Origin of the sequence: Lautropia mirabilis (assembly GCF_900637555.1) — a bacterium.
Classification (GTDB): domain Bacteria; phylum Pseudomonadota; class Gammaproteobacteria; order Burkholderiales; family Burkholderiaceae_E; genus Lautropia; species Lautropia mirabilis.
Genome location: NZ_LR134378.1, coordinates 1,190,539 through 1,207,775, shown reverse-complemented (window position 1 = coordinate 1,207,775; position 17,237 = coordinate 1,190,539). Strand labels below are relative to the sequence as shown.

Sequence of the window (17,237 nt, the reverse complement as noted above, 5' to 3'; positions counted from 1 at the left end):
GAGTTCTCACCCATGAAAGCCAACAACATTCTTGCCACCATCGGCAACACCCCGCATGTGCGCATCAACCGGCTGTTCGGTCCCGGCCAGGAGGTCTGGATCAAGGCCGAACAGGCCAACCCGGGGGGCTCGGTGAAGGACCGTATCGCCCTGGCGATGATCGAAGATGCCGAAAAAAGCGGCAAGCTCAAGCCGGGTGGCACCATCGTCGAGCCCACCTCCGGCAACACGGGCGTCGGTCTGGCCATGGTGGCAGCCGTCAAGGGCTACAAGCTCATCCTGGTCATGCCCGAGTCCATGTCGCTGGAGCGCCGGCGGCTGATGCTCGCCTATGGCGCACGCTTCGAGCTGACCCCGCGTGAGCGCGGCATGCCCGGCGCCATCGAACGCGCCCGCGAGCTGCTCACCGAAACGCCCGACGCCTGGATGCCGCAGCAGTTCGAGAACCCGGCCAACCCCGCCATCCACTCCGAGACCACGGCCAAGGAGATTCTGGCCGACTTCCCCGAGGGGCTGGACGTGCTGATCAGCGGCGTGGGCACCGGCGGCCACCTGAGCGGCGTGGCCCGCGTCCTGAAGAAGGCCTGGCCCAACCTGAAGGTATTTGCCGTGGAACCGGCGGCATCTTCCGTCATCTCCGGTGGCAAGCCCGGTCCGCACCCCATCCAGGGCCTGGGCGCCGGCTTCATCCCCAAGAACCTCGACACCAGCCTGCTGGATGGCGTGGTGACCGTCGACGGCGAGGATGCCAAACGCTTTGCACGTGACGCTGCGTCCCAGGAAGGTCTGCTGGTCGGCATCTCGTCGGGCGCCACCCTGGCCGCCATTGCCAGCAAGCTGCCCGAGCTGCCCAAGGGCGCCCGCGTGCTGGGCTTTGCCTACGACACGGGTGAGCGTTACCTGTCCATCGACGGCTTCCTGCCGACCTGATCTCACAGGTTCCGCCATCAAAGGGGGGCTTTGGCCCCCCTTTTTTTTCGGCCCCCTTTTTTCAGCCCCCTTTTTCGGCCCCGTTTCAGAAGCCGCTTTTCAGAGGCTGCCATCCCATCTGAAACCGCCCTCCGAGGCCCCTTCAGGCCCCCCGGGTGGCCCTCACCAGCATGTAGCCTGCCAGCCCGAACAGCAGGCAGGCAAAGGCCCGCTTCAGGGTCGGCACCGGCAGCCGATGCGCCATGTAGGCCCCCACCGGCGCAAACAGCATGCTCATCGGCACGATGGTGAACAGCGCCCGCACGTCCAGATACGCCAGCGCCCCACCCGGCAGCCCCTGCCACCAGCCCATCACCATATAGCCCAGCGTACCCGAGAACGCGATCGGAAAGCCGCAGGCCGCACTGGTCGCAATGGCCTTGGGCAGCGGCACGCCACGGCTGTTCAGGAAAGGCACTGTCACGAAGCCGCCTCCGGCACCGAAGATCGCCGACAGGACCCCGATGCCGGTGCCCACGACTGCCAGCCCCAGGCGCCCCGGAAGCCGTGCCGGCACATCCGGCTCGACGCGCCGCGCGCCGCGCAGCATCCGGCTGCCCATCCACCCCACGAAGAGCGCAAAGGCCACCGCCAGCACCTGCCCGGGCAGCCACGCCACGATGCGCGAGCCCAGCTGCCCCCCCACCAGGATGCCCGGCGCCAGCAGCCAGACCAGATGCCACTGCACCGCCCCCTTGCGGTGATGCGCCCGCATGCTGGACAGCGACGTGAACATGATCGTGGCCAGTGCCGTGGCCAGCGCCGTCTGCACCACCATGGCCGGGTCATGCCCCGCATGGTCAAAGATCATCACCAGGAAGGGCACCAGCACCATGCCGCCGCCCACGCCCAGCAGGCCAGCCAGAAAACCGCCACCGCATCCCATCAGCAGCAGCATCACCACGGTAGTTGCCGTCATCTTTCCTCTTCCGCGTCCTTTTTCTTTCCCAGCGTCTTGCCGGCACACGGACGGCGTCATGTCCGCGCGCATTCGCCTTTCACCGCTCCGGGCGCGCAGGCCTCCTCGGGACCGCCCGCCTTTCGCACACCTCGGCGCCGACGGTCTATTGTGCGCCAATCGGCCTAGGCCGTCGGTAAGGCTGCCAGAAAACTCCCACGCCAGCACGCACGGCAACCCCTAATCTCCTGCCATCCGATCAACCGGCCTCGCCCCCACACTGCCACCCGTCGTTGTCCGACCGCCCAGCCCGCTGTACGCCACGGCCCATGTCCCTCATGACGGCACGGCAGCGGTCAGATACCACGGCATACCGGCAGGACGATGCCCCACAGGAGATTTCCCATGCCCCGCCTCTCCACCCGCTGCGACGCATCCCCCATGCACGCCACCCGCCCTTCGTCGCGGTCCGCTCACAGGACCCGAAACACTTCCCCCAGCGCCCTGCCCCCCCTCTCCGCCCTGCTGGCCGCCGCCCTGCTGGCCGGATGCGCCGTCACGCAGCCCAACGGGATTCCGGAACGGATGCTGACCCCGGAGGCCGTGCAGGAGGCCGCGCGCCAGGATGCCAATGGTGAGCCCTATTACCTGAGCTACCAGGTGGGCGAAACCGGCCTGGCCGCCGCCTTCGATGACGGCAACCATACCTATGTGGAATTCGAACGCCCCGTGCCCAGTGACCTGAGCTGCTTCGACAACGCGGGCGCCCTGCTGAGCTGCGAAGCCGTGGGCAACGTGCTGGCCGTGGAAGGAACCCACGCCGGCATCCTGTTGCGCCAGGGCGAAAATGCCAGCTTCATTGCGCCCAACCCCAAGGCGCTCACCCCGCCGCCACGACAGCTGGGCAACACGTCAGCTTGGGCTGCTCATGTGCAGGCCCGCAATCGCGTGCTGCTGAAGGCACCGCTGCGACAGGCGCTGGAGCGCAGCGCCGGGGTACAGGCCGACCCGAACCTGAATCAGGCTGCCGGCCTGCGCGCCTCGATGGTGCAGACGGTTGCACCAGCTCAGTCAGGAGCGGTCGAGCACCCAGGCTCGGCCACGGACCGCCCTGGCACACGCCTTCTGCGCCATGGCGAAACAGCGAGCCACCGCGAAACAGCGAGCCACCACGCAACCGCGAACGAACCGGGCCCCAGAGCCCGTGGCTCCCTCAAGGCAGAGCGCCCTGACGGGGCTGCCGCCATCCCCCCCGGCACGAGCGTCCGCCCCGGCAAGCCGGCAGGCGCCACGTCCGCCACGGCCCCCGGGCCACACAACACCATCGTGTCGACTTCGCGCTGGACTTCACTGCCTTTTGCCGACAACAGCGCTCAACTGGATGCCCGGCACCCGGTCATGACACGGCTGGGCAAGAGCCTGACCCAGGCCGATGAGGTTCGTGTCGAAGTCCTGAGCAGCGCCGAGGACGCGCTGCTGGCCCAGGCGCGCCTGGCGGCCACCCGGGAACTGCTGCAAAGGCAGGGGGTGATCAGCAGCCGGATCCGGACCAGCACGCGCACCCTGCCGGCCGCCCGCAGCACGCGACAAGGTGCTGCACCGGGTCAGCCGACCCTGCGCATCCAGCTACTGAAGAATGGATTGCCGCTGGAAGCGGCCTGAGCTTACAGCGAGCGCAGAGCGACGCGCGCCGCCAGCGCCTCTTCGTCCGCGTGCTGAACAGTGGCGCGCTTTCCGGCCGTGGACGACGTGCCGCCCGAAGCGTGCGTGCTCATGTTCGCCGCGGAGTGCATGCCGAACATCGACACCGGCGGCAGATTGCGCGCCACCGTGAACAGGCGCTCGTTCTCGACACCCCGGTCACGCATCCCGTCGAAGAAACGGGCGCTCATGCGATGCGGCAGATAGCGCATCTGCATCACATAGCCCCCGTTTCGACACAGATAGGTGAAGAAATCGGCAATGTCGTCGGAGTAGAAGAGGCCCGCCGTGGGGATGAACGAGGCCAGCAGGATCCGCTTGTCGCGCAGCGCCGGGAAGTGGTCGTACAGCTTCTCGATGCCGTCGGCAAACACCCGCGCCGTGGGGTGCTGCTGCTGGAAGCGGTGGGCAAACTCGTCCTCGATCTCGAAGAAGAGCGTCTCGGGCAGAAGCTGATGCACGCGCGAGGCGACCACGCCACTGCCGATGCCGGCCAGGACCACCTGGTCATAGCCGCCAGCCAGACGCCGCACCTCGTGCGCGGCACGCTGGCCAAAGATGGGGGAAGACGGGCACACGCTGCCCGTGACAGTAAACCGCGTCAGATAGCTCATGAGGACATCCGATGGAACAGGTCCGTCCCATCTGAATCGATTCAACAATGCCGGCACAGCAACCGCGATACCGGTACGACGGGCGGACCAACGCACGGACCGGAGCATGGCCCCCGGAAGACGCCATGCCCAGCCCCGGCCGATGAAACCCCTTGCGGCACCGACCCGTGTATCCGCCGAATGTGGCTTTTGTCACACAGCCACTGGTCGGGTGAAGTTTGCGATGGTAACGGATCATGCCGCTGTCCCCAAGAAAGCCCCGCCCGCCTGTTCAAGAGAAACATGAACATCGCGTCATGCGGCCGACAATCGCGCCGACCAGGGGTTTAATATTGAAGGGAGGAGCCCCATATACTTCAGAGACGCTGCACCCGGCAAGGCCCGGCATCGCTGGCCGCCCGGCTCACAGGCAGGATGCAGCACCTGTCCAGGCCTTCCTCAGGAAGTTTCCTTCGACCCGGTGGAGTTCATGGAAAACCAACAGCCCAATCAAGAAGCGCCCGATCACGTCCTCGTCGTGGACGACGACGCAGAGATCCGCACGCTGCTGGCCGAATACCTCAGCCAGAACGGCATCCGTGTCACCGTGGCCCGCGACGCCACCGAAATGCGCCAGGTCTTCGACGAGGCCCGGCCCGACATCATCATCCTGGACCTGATGATGCCCGGCGAGGACGGCCTGACCGTCTGCCGGGAACTGCGTTCGCGCTCCAACGTCCCGGTCATCATGCTCACCGCCCGGGCCGACGAAGTCGACCGCATCATCGGCATCGAGATGGGCGCCGACGACTACCTCGGCAAGCCCTTCAGCCCGCGAGAGCTGCTGGCCCGCATCAAGGGCGTGCTGCGCCGCACACGCACCCTGCCTCCCAGCCTGGGCGACGCCCAGCAGGTACGCTTTGCCGGCTGGACGCTCGATTCCGGCGCACGCCACCTCATCTCGCCCGACAACGTCATCGTGCCGCTCTCGGGCGCCGAATACCGGCTGCTGTCGGTGCTCATCCAGCACCCCAACCGCGTGCTGGACCGCAACCAGCTCATGGACCTCACCCTGGGCCGCGAAGCCACTCCCTTCGACCGCAGCATCGACGTGCAGATCAGCCGGCTGCGCAACCGCCTCAACGATGACGCCCGCGAGCCGCGCATCATCAAGACCATCCGCAACGAAGGCTACATCCTGGCCGCCCATGTCGAGCGCGTGGGCTGACGCCGTCCTCCCGGGCGTGCGGGCCACACCAGGCCCTGCGCCCGGGTTCCGCCTCATGCCCGGAGCCCATCCATGAGGCTGCTGCCCGGCTCCCTCTACGGCCGCATGGTGCTGGTGCTGGCCGCCTCGCTGCTGCTGTCGCAGGGCGCCAGCCTGCTCGTCAACTTCTTCGACCGGGGCAGCTCCATCTACCGGCTCAACGCCGAACAGATGGTCAACCGCATCGCCCGCACCGCCAGCCTCATCAACCGGCTGCCACAGAACGCCCGTCAGGCCGTGGTGGCCGAACTGGGCGCCAAGAGCGACTTCCGCGTCCAGCTCGTCAACCAGCCCATCGAGATCGAGAGCGGCTTTGCCGAGCTGAACCAGTACGAGAAGAACTTCGCCGCCTCCATCCGCGATGCCATGCACCCACCGCTGCTCACCACGGTGGAGATCACCCGCGCTGCCCGGGCCGAAAGCCCTGACGAAGTGGAGCCCCCCAACGCCACCGCCTTCGAGACCTGGCTGGCCCGGCGCTTCTACTTCATGCTGCCGGCCACCTTCTCGGTCGTCGCCCAGGTCGAGCTGGAAGACGGCACCTCGGCCGCCTTCTTCGTGCGCATGCCGCAAGAGCCCCTCAGCCAGCTGGAAGCCCTCGTGCCCCGCCTGCTGATGTGGGCCGCCATCATCCTGCTGATGTCGCTGCTCATCGGCCGCGTCATCACCCGGTCGCTGCGCCAGCTCGACCGCGCCGTCCAGAACATCGGCAAGAACCCCGTCGGCGCCAGCGACAAGCCTGTCGTCATCCCCGACGAAGGCCCCATCGAACTGCGCCGCCTCATTGCCCGCTTCAACGAGACCCAGGAACGCATCCGCCGCTACATCATCGAGCGCTCCAGCCTGCTGGCCGCCATCTCGCACGACCTGCGCACCCCCATCACCCGCATGCGGCTGCGCGCCGAACTGCTTCCCGAGGCACAGCGCGCCAAATTCATCCATGACCTGAAGGAAATGGAAGACCTGGTGGGCTCATCGCTGGACCTCTTTGCCGACCTGGGCAAATCGCGCAAGCGCTACCCCGTCGACATCAATGCCCTGCTCGATGGCATCACTACCGACTGGACCGACACCGGCCACCAGGTCCTGCTCACCGGCCGCGCCCACAGCGCCTACCCCACCGAGCCCTCCATGCTGAAGCGCGCCATCAACAACCTGGTCTCCAACGGCATCCGCTACGGCAAGCAGGTCGAGATCAGCATCATCGACAGCCCGCGCCAGCTGCGCATCTTCATCCGCGACCACGGCCCCGGCATCCCCGAGGCGGACCGCGAGCGTGTCTTCGAGCCCTTCGTGCGACTGGAGCCCTCACGCAACCGCGACAGCGGCGGCTCCGGCATCGGCATGGCCATCTCGCGCAACATCGCCCGCTGGCACCAGGGCGACATCTATCTCGACAACGCCATAGACGGCGGCCTCATCGCCGAACTGCGCCTGCCGCGCCGCCCTGACACCAGCAGCTGAGCCCTCCCGGGCCCCACGCCCCCTCAGTACCCTCAGTACCCTCAGTACCCTCAGTACCCTCAGTACCCTCAGTACCCTCGGTACCCTCAGCACCCACGGCCCCCACTCCCCCTCAGCCCCCCCATCCCGGGCCCCGCTCCCCAGCCCGTCAACCCGAATCGCCCTGCCGCGTTCTTCCCGATTGAGGCCTCCACATCCCGGACGGCCTCATCGCCCGGCGCAGGCATCCCCTGCCCGGCCCCTGCATATCCCTTCCATACCGAAGGAAAGCCATCATGGCCCTGTACAACGCCTTCCCCCTGAACATGGCGAACGCCGCATCCCGTCCTGCCAACCAGCCCCGCCAGGGCTCAGGCCTGCGAAACACCACCCGCCTGCTGGCCGGCCTGCTCACGGCCGGCAGCGCCAGCGCCTGGGCGGCCGGCCCCAGTGTCGACCTGGAAGCCAGCGTCAGCCAGCAGTTCCCCAACGACCAGATGCGCGTGCAGCTCGTCAAGGAAAGCCGGGGCCACACCATCGAGACACTCAACGCCCAGGTCATCGAGGCCATCAACCAGGCCCTGGAAAAGGCGCGGACAGCACCGACCGTCAAGGCCTACGCCAACGGCATCAACACCCACCAGGAATGGAACAAGAACGGCGAGCCTGACGGCTGGGAAGTCAGGGGCAGTCTGGTGCTGGAGGGCACCGACACCGCAGCCGTCGCCCACCTGGCCGGGCAGCTGGCCAGCACACTGCAGCTGGATGGCGTGACCTACCAGCTCAGCACCGCGCGCCGCCACGCCGAAGAAAACAACCTGATCCAGCAGGCCGCAGATGCCTTCCGGGCGCGTGCCCATGCCACGGCAACCGCCTTCGGCTACAAGAGCTATGAAATCAAGCAGTTCCGCCTGGACAGCAACCACCGCTCCGACAGTGACTCGATCGGCGCCTACGCCGTGCTGGCCTCACGCTCCATCGAATCCGACAGACAACGACCCAGCGTGCCCGGTGAAGGCGGCGACACCACCATCACCCTCACCGTCCGCGGCACCATCGAGCTGCGCTGACCCCGCGCCTGAACGGCACTGACACGGGCGGCAGCCCGGCCACACCGGCCCCTGCCGCCTCGCCTCCCGGCACATCCTGCCCGGGAAGGCTCCTGCTCCGTGCTGCGCCGGACTCCGCGTCTCAGGCAGCCCGTCCCAGGCAGTTCACCAGATGGGCGCTCGTCTCGCGCAGCCGGTCCGACAGCAGGCTCACCAGCTTCAGCAGCACCTTGTTGCCCAGCACCGGCTCGCGCGTCAGCAGCGCCAGCAGCGCCGCGCGGGTCAGCACCGCCACCCGGCATTCGGTCTGCGCCATGCAGGACGCGAAGCGCCGCTGCCCGTCCACCATCGACATCTCGCCCAGCGTCTGGCCGGGCCGCGCCACGGCAATGCGCACGGGATAATTGTGCTCGTCACGGCGCACCACATCCACCTGGCCTTCCATCACCAGCATCATGTAGTCGCCCGTATCACCCTCGGTGATCAGCGTCTGCCCAGCCTGTGCTGCATACACGTGCATCACCGCCCCCAGCAGGCGCGACTCGGTGTGGCCCAGTCCGGCAAACAGCGGCGTGCGCATCAGAAGCCCATGCAGTTCCTCGGCAAAGCGCGCGCCTGAACCCAGCGACTGCAGGCGACGTTCCGCCAGTCCCTCGGCCACCGGGCAGCGTGCCGGCACATGGTCACCGGCCCCCTGTTCCGGCCGAACACCCTCGCCCGCCGGTTCCAACGTCACGACATCCTGAATCTGGTCCATTCGCCCTGCCTTTTCGCAGCACAAAAGGGCCATATTGCCGTGACATCACGCAGCGCCCACGCCCCGAAGCGCCACGACCCGATGACCGCCCCGGGGCCCGCGACCGAAGGCCGACCGTGTCGCGCCCGGGACGCACCCGGCCTCAGCCCCGCCGCAGCGCCAGCCGCCGTTCGCTCACCCCTTCGGCCAGCGCCTCCAGCACCGTCACGCTGCTATCCCAGTCCAGGCAGCCATCCGTGATGCTGCGGCCATAGGTCGGCGTGCGCCCGGCCACCAGATCCTCGCGGCCACCCGCGATGTTGCTCTCCACCATCACCCCGAAGATGCGCGACTCGCCATCGGCCAGCTGCTCGGCAATGTCCTGCGCCACCGGCACCTGATTCTCGGGCTTCTTCTGGCTGTTGCCGTGCGAGCAGTCAATCATCAGCCGGCAGGCCAGTGCCGCATGGCCCGCCTCCACACAGGCAGCCTTCACGCTGTCACGGTCATAGTTGGGCACCTTGCCGCCGCGCAGGATGATGTGGCAGTCCTCGTTGCCCGCCGTGGACACGATGGCCGTGTTGCCGCCCTTCGTCACCGACAGGAAATGGTGCGGCTGCGACGACGCCTTGATCGCATCCAGCGCAATGCGCACGTTGCCGTCCGTCCCGTTCTTGAAGCCCACCGGGCACGACAGCCCCGAAGCCAGCTCGCGGTGCACCTGCGACTCCGTCGTGCGCGCCCCGATGGCCCCCCAGGAAATCAGGTCCGCGATGTACTGCGGCGTGATCATGTCCAGGAACTCGGTGCCTGCCGGCATGCCCATCGCATTGATGTCCAGCAGCAGCCCCCGCGCCAGCCGCAGCCCCTCATTGATGTCGAAGCTGCCATCCAGCCGCGGATCATTGATCAGCCCCTTCCAGCCCACCGTCGTGCGCGGCTTCTCGAAATACACCCGCATCACGATCTCCAGCCGGTCGCCGAAGCGCTTGCGCTGCTCCATCAGCCGCGTTGCATAGTCACGCGCAGCAGCCGGATCGTGGATCGAACAGGGCCCGATCACCACCAGCAGCCGATCATCCATGCCATGCAGGATGCGATGGATCGTCTGGCGCGCCTTCGACACCGTGCCGGCCACCGCCGAACTCACCGGAAACTCCTTGATCAGATGCGCCGGCGTGACCAGCTCGTCCAGGGCCAGAATGCGCAGATCATCGGTTGTCGTGGCGGTACTCATCAGCATGAACTCCTTCGAATGGATGGCCCATGATCGTCTTCATCCGGAATGCCTGAAACGGAAGCAGACCATGAAGGGCCGGTACAGATTGGTTTCGGATCGTCCCGAACCCGCCGCCCTCTGCAACCGACGAAAAAAAACCGCCAGTCGCAGAACGCTGGCGGTTTCTTGGGTTGAAGCCCTCTTCGTGTTACCCGAACATGGCCTGACCTGCCATTCCGCCTGCGGAATTGCACCAGAAAAAGCCAAAATAAAATCGGGCGGCGTGGAACACGAAAACGGATCTCGAAAGCAGAACGCGAAGAAAGCTTCAGAAACGGGAGTAAAGGCCACACCATGCAGACACGCTGCCCACAGGCACGGAACCCCGTTCACAGTGTGGCTTAATGTAGGACAAAACCCCGGCCGGCGTCAAACACGGGTCAACCCTCACCCGTCAGAACACCGGCCCGGCACCCATCAGGCCGTTCCTCCCACGGTCAGCCCCTCGATGCGCAGCGTGGGCTGACCCACCCCCACCGGCACGCTCTGGCCGTCCTTGCCGCAGACACCGATGCCCGGATCCAGACTCATGTCGTTGCCGATCATCGTCACCCGCGTCAGCGCATCCGGTCCGTTGCCGATGATGGTGGCCCCCTTCACCGGATACTGGATCTTGCCGTTCTCCACCCAGTAGGCTTCCGACGCCGAGAACACGAACTTGCCATTGGTGATGTCCACCTGCCCGCCCCCGAAGTTCACGGCATACAGCCCGCGCTCCAGCGACGCCAGAATCTCGTCCGGCTCGTGCTTGCCGCCCAGCATGAACGTATTGGTCATGCGCGGCATGGGCAGGTGCGCAAAGGACTCGCGCCGGCCATTGCCCGTCACCGGCACCTTCATCAGCCGTGCATTCAGCGAATCCTGCAGATAGCCCTTCAGCACCCCGTCCTCGATCAGCACGTTGCGCTGCGTGGGGTTGCCTTCATCGTCGATGTTGAGCGAGCCGCGCCGGTCGGGCAGCGTGCCGTCATCCAGCACCGTCACCCCCTTGGCCGCCACCCGCTCACCAATGCGCCCGGAAAACACCGACGACTTCTTGCGGTTGAAATCGCCCTCCAGCCCGTGGCCCACCGCCTCGTGCAGCAGCACCCCGGGCCAGCCCGGCCCCAGCACCACGCTCAGCACGCCACCCGGCGCCGGCCGCGCCTCCAGATTCACCAGCGCCTGCCGCACCGCCTCGTCCACATAGGCGAACGCCCGTTCGTCCGAGAAATAATCCAGATCGAAACGGCCACCACCGCCTGCATGGCCCTGCTCGCGCCGGCCGTTCTGCTCGACGATCACCTGCACCGAAACCCGCACCAGCGGCCGCACATCCGCCGCCAGCACCCCGTCCGAACGCATCACCATCACCACGTCATGCTCGGCGGCCAGACCTGCCATCACCTGCGTCACCCGCGGATCCTTGCGGCGCGCATAGGCCTCGATCCGCTGCAGCAGCCCCACCTTGCCGGCCGCCTCCATCGAGGCAATCGGATCATCCATGCCGTACAGCAGGCGCGGTGCCTTCCTGCGCCCACGCCGCCGCGCCGGTGCAGCCTGCGCATCACCCACCCGCGTGCGGCCCGAACGGCCACTGCGTGCAATCGTGCGCGTTGCATCCGCCGCCGACATCAGCGCCTGCGCATTGATCTCGTCCGAATACGCAAAGGCCGAACGATCACCCGAGACCGCACGGACCCCCACCCCCTGCTCGATCGCAAAGCTGCCCGACTTGACGATGCCCTCGTCCAGGCTCCAGCCCTCGCTGCGGGTGTACTGGAAATACAGGTCCGCGTAATCCACCTTGTGTTCGAAGATCCGCCCGATGGCCCCGTTCAGGTCCTTCACATCCAGACCGTGCGGCTCCAGCAGGACACTCCGCGCCACCGCCAGCGGATCACCCGCCGCGTCATTCCGATTCATTGCCGTATTCGTTTCCATCAAGGTCATTCAAACATGTCTCTCGGCTTCTGCCCCTGGCCAACCACGGCCAGGACCCTGCAGGTCCGATCATCATCATTGACTTCGTAAAGCACATATCGCCCCAGCTTGATGATTCGGCGAACCCCATGCCCGTACTCAGGGACCTCTTGATACAAGCGAGGATATTTTTCCAGAAGGAGCGTTGATTGAAATATCCTGTCGCATATGCCCTGAGCCTCCTGCAAGGAAACCTCATCAAGCAGGTAAACAAGAAAACGCTCCAGATCATCAAGAGCTGCCCTGCTCCACTTGACCTCATAGGTTGCCATTGTGCAGCCGTTCCATGCGGATCCTGAATTCCGTCATTGCCTCCTCAACCGGAACATCCGGACGAGTATCGTCCCGTGCCGCAGCAACCTTCGCACGTACCCAGTCGATGTGCTGTGCCTCTGCCAACTGCTCATCAGCCAATTTCTGCAGAAGCCGCATATGCTCTGGGCACCCATCCTCCGGGCTGATCCGGGGAAGCTTTTCGGCCAGCTCCCTAAGAAAATTGGCATTCTGATAGTGTAGATCCGGTGTCGTGTTCATGATTCCGCCCTCTCAAAGCACCCGATGCCGCAGCGCCGGCAGGCTCTCGCGCACCGAGGCCAGCCGCTCCGTATCCATCTCTGCCATCACCACACCTTCCCCTTCGGGCAGCACCGCACACACCTCGCCCCACGGGTCCACCAGCATGGAATGCCCCCACGTCCGCCGACCCGACGGATGCGTGCCCCCCTGGCCCGAGGCCAGCACATAGCACTGCCCCTCCACCGCGCGGGCACGCAGCAGCAGTTCCCAGTGCGCCTGCCCCGTCGTATAGGTGAAAGCCGCCGGCATCACCATCAAGTCCAGCGGTGCCATCTGCCGGTACAGCTCCGGAAAGCGCAGGTCATAGCAGACCGACAGTCCCACCCGCAGCAAGGCCCCGTCCACCGGCACGTCCGCCACCACCGGCGTGCGCCCCGGGTGAATGGCCACGGACTCGTCATACGACTCGTCGCCCCGCTGGAAGCCAAACAGGTGGATCTTGTCATAGCGCGCCAGCCGCCGCCCGTCCGGGCCATACACCAGCAGGCTGTTGCACACCTTGTTGATCTTCGGCGAGCGCATCGGCACCGTCCCGCCCAGCACCGTCATCCCATACCGTCGGGCCGCATCCGACAGGAAGCACTGCAGGGGCACCTCCGCCTCGGCCTGCATCGGCCACTCGCCCGCATCCGGCTCCATGATGCCCAGCTTGTCGCGGTCATTGCCGCTCATCAGGCAGAAATACTCCGGCAGCAGTGCCAGCTTCGCGCCCTGCTTCGCCGCCTGCGCCAACAGGCCATCAGCCACCTCCAGGTTCCGGTCCACATCCGGCCCGGACACCATCTGCACCGCCGCCATCTTGATCTTCATAACCATTCCTCGTTGGGTCGGCCTGCATCCTAACGCAAACGACGTGCAGCGGCAGCCCCGGCCCTTCAGCCACGCCCTTCATGGCGTCCATCCCGCGCCATCGCTGCCCGCCGCCCATCCGGCCCCCTTCCCGCACTCGGCGCCCCCCAGCGACCGCCCGACGCCTGCCCTCTACAAAGTGTGGCGAAAACTGCCACGATGACTCCCGGTACCTGGCACGGACATTCGGCATATCGGAACCCGACGCCGAAAGCCATGACAGGCACCGGACAGATCGCCAACACCGGCAGACGACCATGCCAGAGACAGAACGCCACGACATGGACACGACGCCGTCATCCCTTTCGTGAGACAGACCGACATGGCAACCCAGAACAACATGACCAAACAACCGTCGCAGCCCCAGGCTGCGGCATCCCGCGCCGCCAGCGCCCAGGCGCATGACATGGATGCGCTGGACAAGCTGGCCGCCCGCAAGGCGGCCCAGCCCCAGGCCGACAAGGCCGCTGAAGTGGCCAACGCCGACGCCCAGGCCGTTGCCGAAAACGCTGCGCCCGCCCAGATGGCCAGCGCCGAAGGCGCCGTGACCGCCGACGCTGCGGCAGCCGGCGGCGTGGCTGCCGAAGCCGGCGCCGGCACGGCCGCTGCCGGACTCAGCCCGCTGGCCATTGGCGGCGGCGTGCTGGGCCTGGCCGTCGTGGCCGCCGCAGCCGGTGGTGGCAGCAGCGGTGGCAGCAACGGCCCCGCCAGCGCCCCCCTGGCCGTGAAACCGCCCGTCAGCAACGTTCCGGCCGACACGCAGCAGCCTGCTGCACCGTCCGCACCGGCCGCCGAGAAGCCCTCTGTGGCAGAAGCCCCCGCCGAATCCCCTGCCGTCCAGGCCCCGGCCGCTGAAACCCCGGCCAAGCCGCCCGCAGCCCAGCCGGCGCCTCAGAAGCCGGTCCAGACCGTCGTGACCGGCCCTGCTGTCGCCCAGGGCGAGCCTGGCGCACCCAAGGTGGCCGAAACCGGTGAGACGAAGCTCTCCAACCTGAAGACGGTGTTCGAAAACTCCGCCGGCGAAAACACCCCGGTCAAGTTCGTCCAGATCACCCACATCCAGGCCTCTGAAAGCGAACACCCCAACGCACGCTCCGTCCGCTACGGCGACGAAGGCCCCAAACAGACGCCCAGCGCCGATCATGACGCCGATGTCCAGGGCATCCATGCCGTTCGCCCCTTCGCCGTCCGTGCCCTGCCAGCCGAAGGCCAGCAGGCCCAGGGTGATGCTGCCAAAGGTGGCAAGACCGTGCTGACGGCCTACGAAGTCATCGAAAGCAAGACCCCGATGACCCTGGCCGAAGCCAAGGCCCATGCCGAAAAACTGGGCGGCAAGCTGCTGTCCGTCGATGACCAGAAGGAACTGGACTGGCTGAACGAGAACCTCCAGGGCCTGGGCCATCAGGGCGAGAACAACGACAACAGCAAGGCCGCCTGGATCGGCAGCAACAAGCTGCACGAAGGCAACGCCATGATCACCACCGGCACCGATGACACCGGCCACAAGCCCGAGACCATCGCCCAGGGCGCCGAAGCCAAACTGTCCCGCTTCGTCATCGAATACGACAACTACCAGGCCCCGCTGACCCTGAACGGCAAACCCGTGCAGGAAGGCCAGATCATCAACGCCGAAGACTTCGACAAGCTGGTCTGGAACTCCACCTACAGCCAGTCCGGTGCCATCCGCTTCCAGGCTGTGGACAGCAATGACCCCAAAACAGCCAAGCCGCTGCCCAACACCCAGCCGCACAACGTCTCCATCACCGAATCGCCCGAGGTGAAGCAGCCCACGGCGCCGGCGCAGCCTGCCCCGGCCGAAACGAATGCAAACGCGCAGCAAGGCGGCCAGGCCACCCAGGGCAGCGACAAGCAGCCGGTCAAGGACGCCCATGAGGGTGACGCCGAGCACAAGGGTGACACTGAGCACAAGGCCGACCCGCAACCGGCCGAGCACCTGCCCCAGTACCAGGCCCAGCACCCCGTCAAGGTGGCCCACGACGCGACCGCCAAGCTTGACCCCGCCATCTTCAAGGGCAGCGATTCCGATCACCCGGCCGGTGCCGTGAAGATCCTGGACGTCAAGCCGGGCACGCTGAAACTGGATGGCCAGAACGTGGAGGCCAATCAGGTCATCACCGCCGACCAGTTCGAGAAGCTGAGCTGGGACGCCAGCACCTCCAAGGGCGGTGAATTCCGCTTCATTGCGGTGCGCCCCGAAGAAGGCCACGCTCACTACGACGCCGCCAAGGTGCAGGCCCAAACCATCAGCATCGACGAAGCCGCCGCAGCGCCCAAGTATCCGGAAGGCGACGCCCATACGGTCAATGTTCGTCAGAACATCAAGCAGACCCTGGGTGAAGACCTCTTCAAGGGCATGGTTGCCGACGACGCACCGGCCTTCATCCGCATCGGGAAAGTCAATGAAACGGCTGACTCCAACTCGGCAGAATCCGCCCTGTTCGTCAACAAGGGCCGTGACGCCTACACTCCGCTGAAAGAAGGCAGTGAAGTCAGCTTCGAGGACTTCAAGCACATCGCCTGGGATTCCGCCCAGAACAACGGGGGGTCCTTCACCTTCCAGGCGCTGGATCATCACAAGCAGCCCATCGCCGGCTCGCCCCTGCAGACCGTCACCGTCCATGAAACGCCCAACCTGCCCAACTACGGCAGCGACGCCAAGACGGTGAACGTCGCCCATAACGCCAACCATCACCTGAATGCCGCCCTCTTCAAGGGTGTCGACGGCGTCACGCCTGCCGGTGTGCGCATCCTCTACATCCATGGCGAAGACGGCTACGAAGGCCCGGTGCTGAAAGTCGGCAACGACGGTGCGGCACGAAGCGTCTCCAAGGACGATGTCATCACCATGGCCGAGTTTGACAGCGTCTACCTGGACGCCAACCAGTTCAAGGGCAGCGCTTCCTTCAAGTTCGTGCCGGTGGATGAACAGGGCAATGTCTTGCAGGGCGCCGATGCGGCAAACCCCGTGTCGCGCGAGGTGAAGATCACCGAAGCCGGCCCGCAGGAGAACAGCAGCCAGTCGCCGCAAACCCCTGCTCCGGAGGCTGGGAACACCTCGCAAGCAGGAAATGCCTCGCAGCCTTCCGGCCCGAGCGCAGGCACGGGCGAAGTCAGCCGCACGGAAGGCGCGCACAGCGACACGCCTCAACAGAGTGATTCGACCTCGGTCCAGAATCAGCCCTCTGGCACCCAGAGCCAGACTCAGGGTCAGACGCAAGGCACGGTTCAGGGTCAGGCCCACTCGACGTCGGGTGAGCATGCTCCGACCCCGCCGGCAGCGTCGGAAGGCAACTCTCAGTCGCAGGGCGCTTCCTCCACGCAGGAAGGCGGCCCGAAGACTCAGGAGACTTCCGGCACGCAGCAGCAAGAAGGCAAGGTGTCTCAGACCTCTGCTCCGGAAGGCTCGGATCCGCAGCTGAAAAACGAGTCGCATGGCGAAGCTACTGGCCAGCATTCCGAAGCCAGTCAGAGAGCCCTGCCCCTGCAGCTCAAGGACCTGCTGGGCCACGAAGAACTCTTCGGTGAAGCATCGCCGACTGCAGACAACGGTCACATCAGCTACGCCCCCAGCAGCAGTCTGGTGTCGAACCTGATCGACCCGCTGCACGAGGTGCCGATGGTCTGATGCAGGCGCGCAACGCGCACGCATCTTGCAGTCATGCTGCCGGGTCCATGGGTTGCAACCCGGCAGCACCTTCCCGCTGAAGGTCGTGCGCCTTCGGCGGGAAGGGCCTCTGGCGGAATGGTCGCCTTGTGCGTTCGGGCCATTCCGCCTTCTTTTTTCCCGCCCGATCACGGACAGCGGCCTTTCGTCCGTCACTCAGCCCTGTCCATAAGCCTGCGAACAAACGGACGAAATCAGGGCACGAACGGCAGGCGTGACTGGGGACAGAC

14 protein-coding genes are annotated in these 17,237 nt (G+C 66.1%); 6 read left to right on the top strand and 8 right to left on the bottom strand.

Going from position 1 to position 17,237, the window contains the following annotated elements; translation table 11 throughout:
* Positions 1-12 precede the first annotated feature (12 nt).
* Complete coding sequence (gene cysK / locus EL249_RS04895) at positions 13-930, top strand: cysteine synthase A (protein ID WP_005673984.1); 918 nt, start codon at positions 13-15, stop codon at positions 928-930.
* 142 nt (positions 931-1,072) lie between these two features.
* Here the strand turns inward: cysK and EL249_RS04890 are convergent, their stop codons facing one another.
* Positions 1,073-1,888 carry a sulfite exporter TauE/SafE family protein gene (locus tag EL249_RS04890; RefSeq protein ID WP_005673985.1) on the bottom strand — a complete coding sequence of 272 codons (816 nt, stop codon included), beginning with the start codon at positions 1,886-1,888 and terminating at the stop codon, positions 1,073-1,075.
* 384 nt (positions 1,889-2,272) lie between these two features.
* On the opposite strand from EL249_RS04890, the gene EL249_RS04885 reads away from it, so the two are divergent.
* Complete coding sequence (locus tag EL249_RS04885) at positions 2,273-3,529, top strand: TrbG/VirB9 family P-type conjugative transfer protein (RefSeq protein WP_126348091.1); 1,257 nt, start codon at positions 2,273-2,275, stop codon at positions 3,527-3,529.
* A 2-nt stretch (positions 3,530-3,531) separates the two neighbouring features.
* On the opposite strand, the gene EL249_RS04880 is transcribed toward EL249_RS04885, so the two are convergent.
* Complete coding sequence (locus tag EL249_RS04880) at positions 3,532-4,182, bottom strand: hypothetical protein (RefSeq protein WP_005673987.1); 651 nt, start codon at positions 4,180-4,182, stop codon at positions 3,532-3,534.
* Positions 4,183-4,651: 469 nt separating this feature from the next.
* Here EL249_RS04880 and EL249_RS04875 point away from each other — a divergent pair, with 469 nt between their 5' ends.
* From EL249_RS04875 to EL249_RS04865, 3 genes are all read left to right on the top strand, one after another.
* Complete coding sequence (locus EL249_RS04875) at positions 4,652-5,389, top strand: response regulator (RefSeq protein ID WP_040531561.1); 738 nt, start codon at positions 4,652-4,654, stop codon at positions 5,387-5,389.
* A gap of 72 nt (positions 5,390-5,461) precedes the next feature.
* Complete coding sequence (locus tag EL249_RS04870; RefSeq protein ID WP_005673989.1) at positions 5,462-6,892, top strand: sensor histidine kinase; 1,431 nt, start codon at positions 5,462-5,464, stop codon at positions 6,890-6,892.
* A gap of 275 nt (positions 6,893-7,167) precedes the next feature.
* The gene (locus EL249_RS04865) at positions 7,168-7,941 is read left to right on the top strand and encodes an SIMPL domain-containing protein (RefSeq protein WP_005673990.1); all 774 of its coding nucleotides are present in this window, start codon (positions 7,168-7,170) and stop codon (positions 7,939-7,941) included.
* 121 nt (positions 7,942-8,062) lie between these two features.
* On the opposite strand, the gene EL249_RS04860 is transcribed toward EL249_RS04865, so the two are convergent.
* The 6 genes from EL249_RS04860 to EL249_RS04835 form a co-directional block, all read right to left on the bottom strand.
* Positions 8,063-8,677, bottom strand: coding sequence for a cyclic nucleotide-binding domain-containing protein (locus EL249_RS04860; protein ID WP_005673991.1), 615 nt, complete (start codon positions 8,675-8,677; stop codon positions 8,063-8,065).
* A gap of 142 nt (positions 8,678-8,819) precedes the next feature.
* Complete coding sequence (locus EL249_RS04855; protein ID WP_005673992.1) at positions 8,820-9,899, bottom strand: 3-deoxy-7-phosphoheptulonate synthase; 1,080 nt, start codon at positions 9,897-9,899, stop codon at positions 8,820-8,822.
* Positions 9,900-10,352: 453 nt separating this feature from the next.
* Positions 10,353-11,840, bottom strand: a complete 1,488-nt coding sequence (tldD, locus tag EL249_RS04850; RefSeq protein ID WP_040529984.1) for a metalloprotease TldD — start codon at positions 11,838-11,840, stop codon at positions 10,353-10,355.
* Between the two features lie 23 nt (positions 11,841-11,863).
* The gene (locus tag EL249_RS04845; protein ID WP_005673994.1) at positions 11,864-12,169 is read right to left on the bottom strand and encodes a type II toxin-antitoxin system RelE/ParE family toxin; all 306 of its coding nucleotides are present in this window, start codon (positions 12,167-12,169) and stop codon (positions 11,864-11,866) included.
* The gene (locus EL249_RS04840) at positions 12,156-12,431 is read right to left on the bottom strand and encodes an antitoxin PaaA2 family protein (protein WP_005673995.1); all 276 of its coding nucleotides are present in this window, start codon (positions 12,429-12,431) and stop codon (positions 12,156-12,158) included. Before EL249_RS04840 ends, EL249_RS04845 begins: the two co-directional genes overlap by 14 nt.
* Positions 12,432-12,443: 12 nt before the next feature.
* Positions 12,444-13,289, bottom strand: coding sequence for a carbon-nitrogen hydrolase family protein (locus tag EL249_RS04835; protein WP_005673996.1), 846 nt, complete (start codon positions 13,287-13,289; stop codon positions 12,444-12,446).
* Between the two features lie 355 nt (positions 13,290-13,644).
* Between EL249_RS04835 and EL249_RS13735 the strand changes: the two genes are divergently transcribed.
* A complete protein-coding gene (locus EL249_RS13735) occupies positions 13,645-16,968 on the top strand; it encodes a hypothetical protein (RefSeq protein WP_005673997.1) in 3,324 nt (1,107 codons plus the stop codon).
* Positions 16,969-17,237 lie beyond the last annotated feature (269 nt).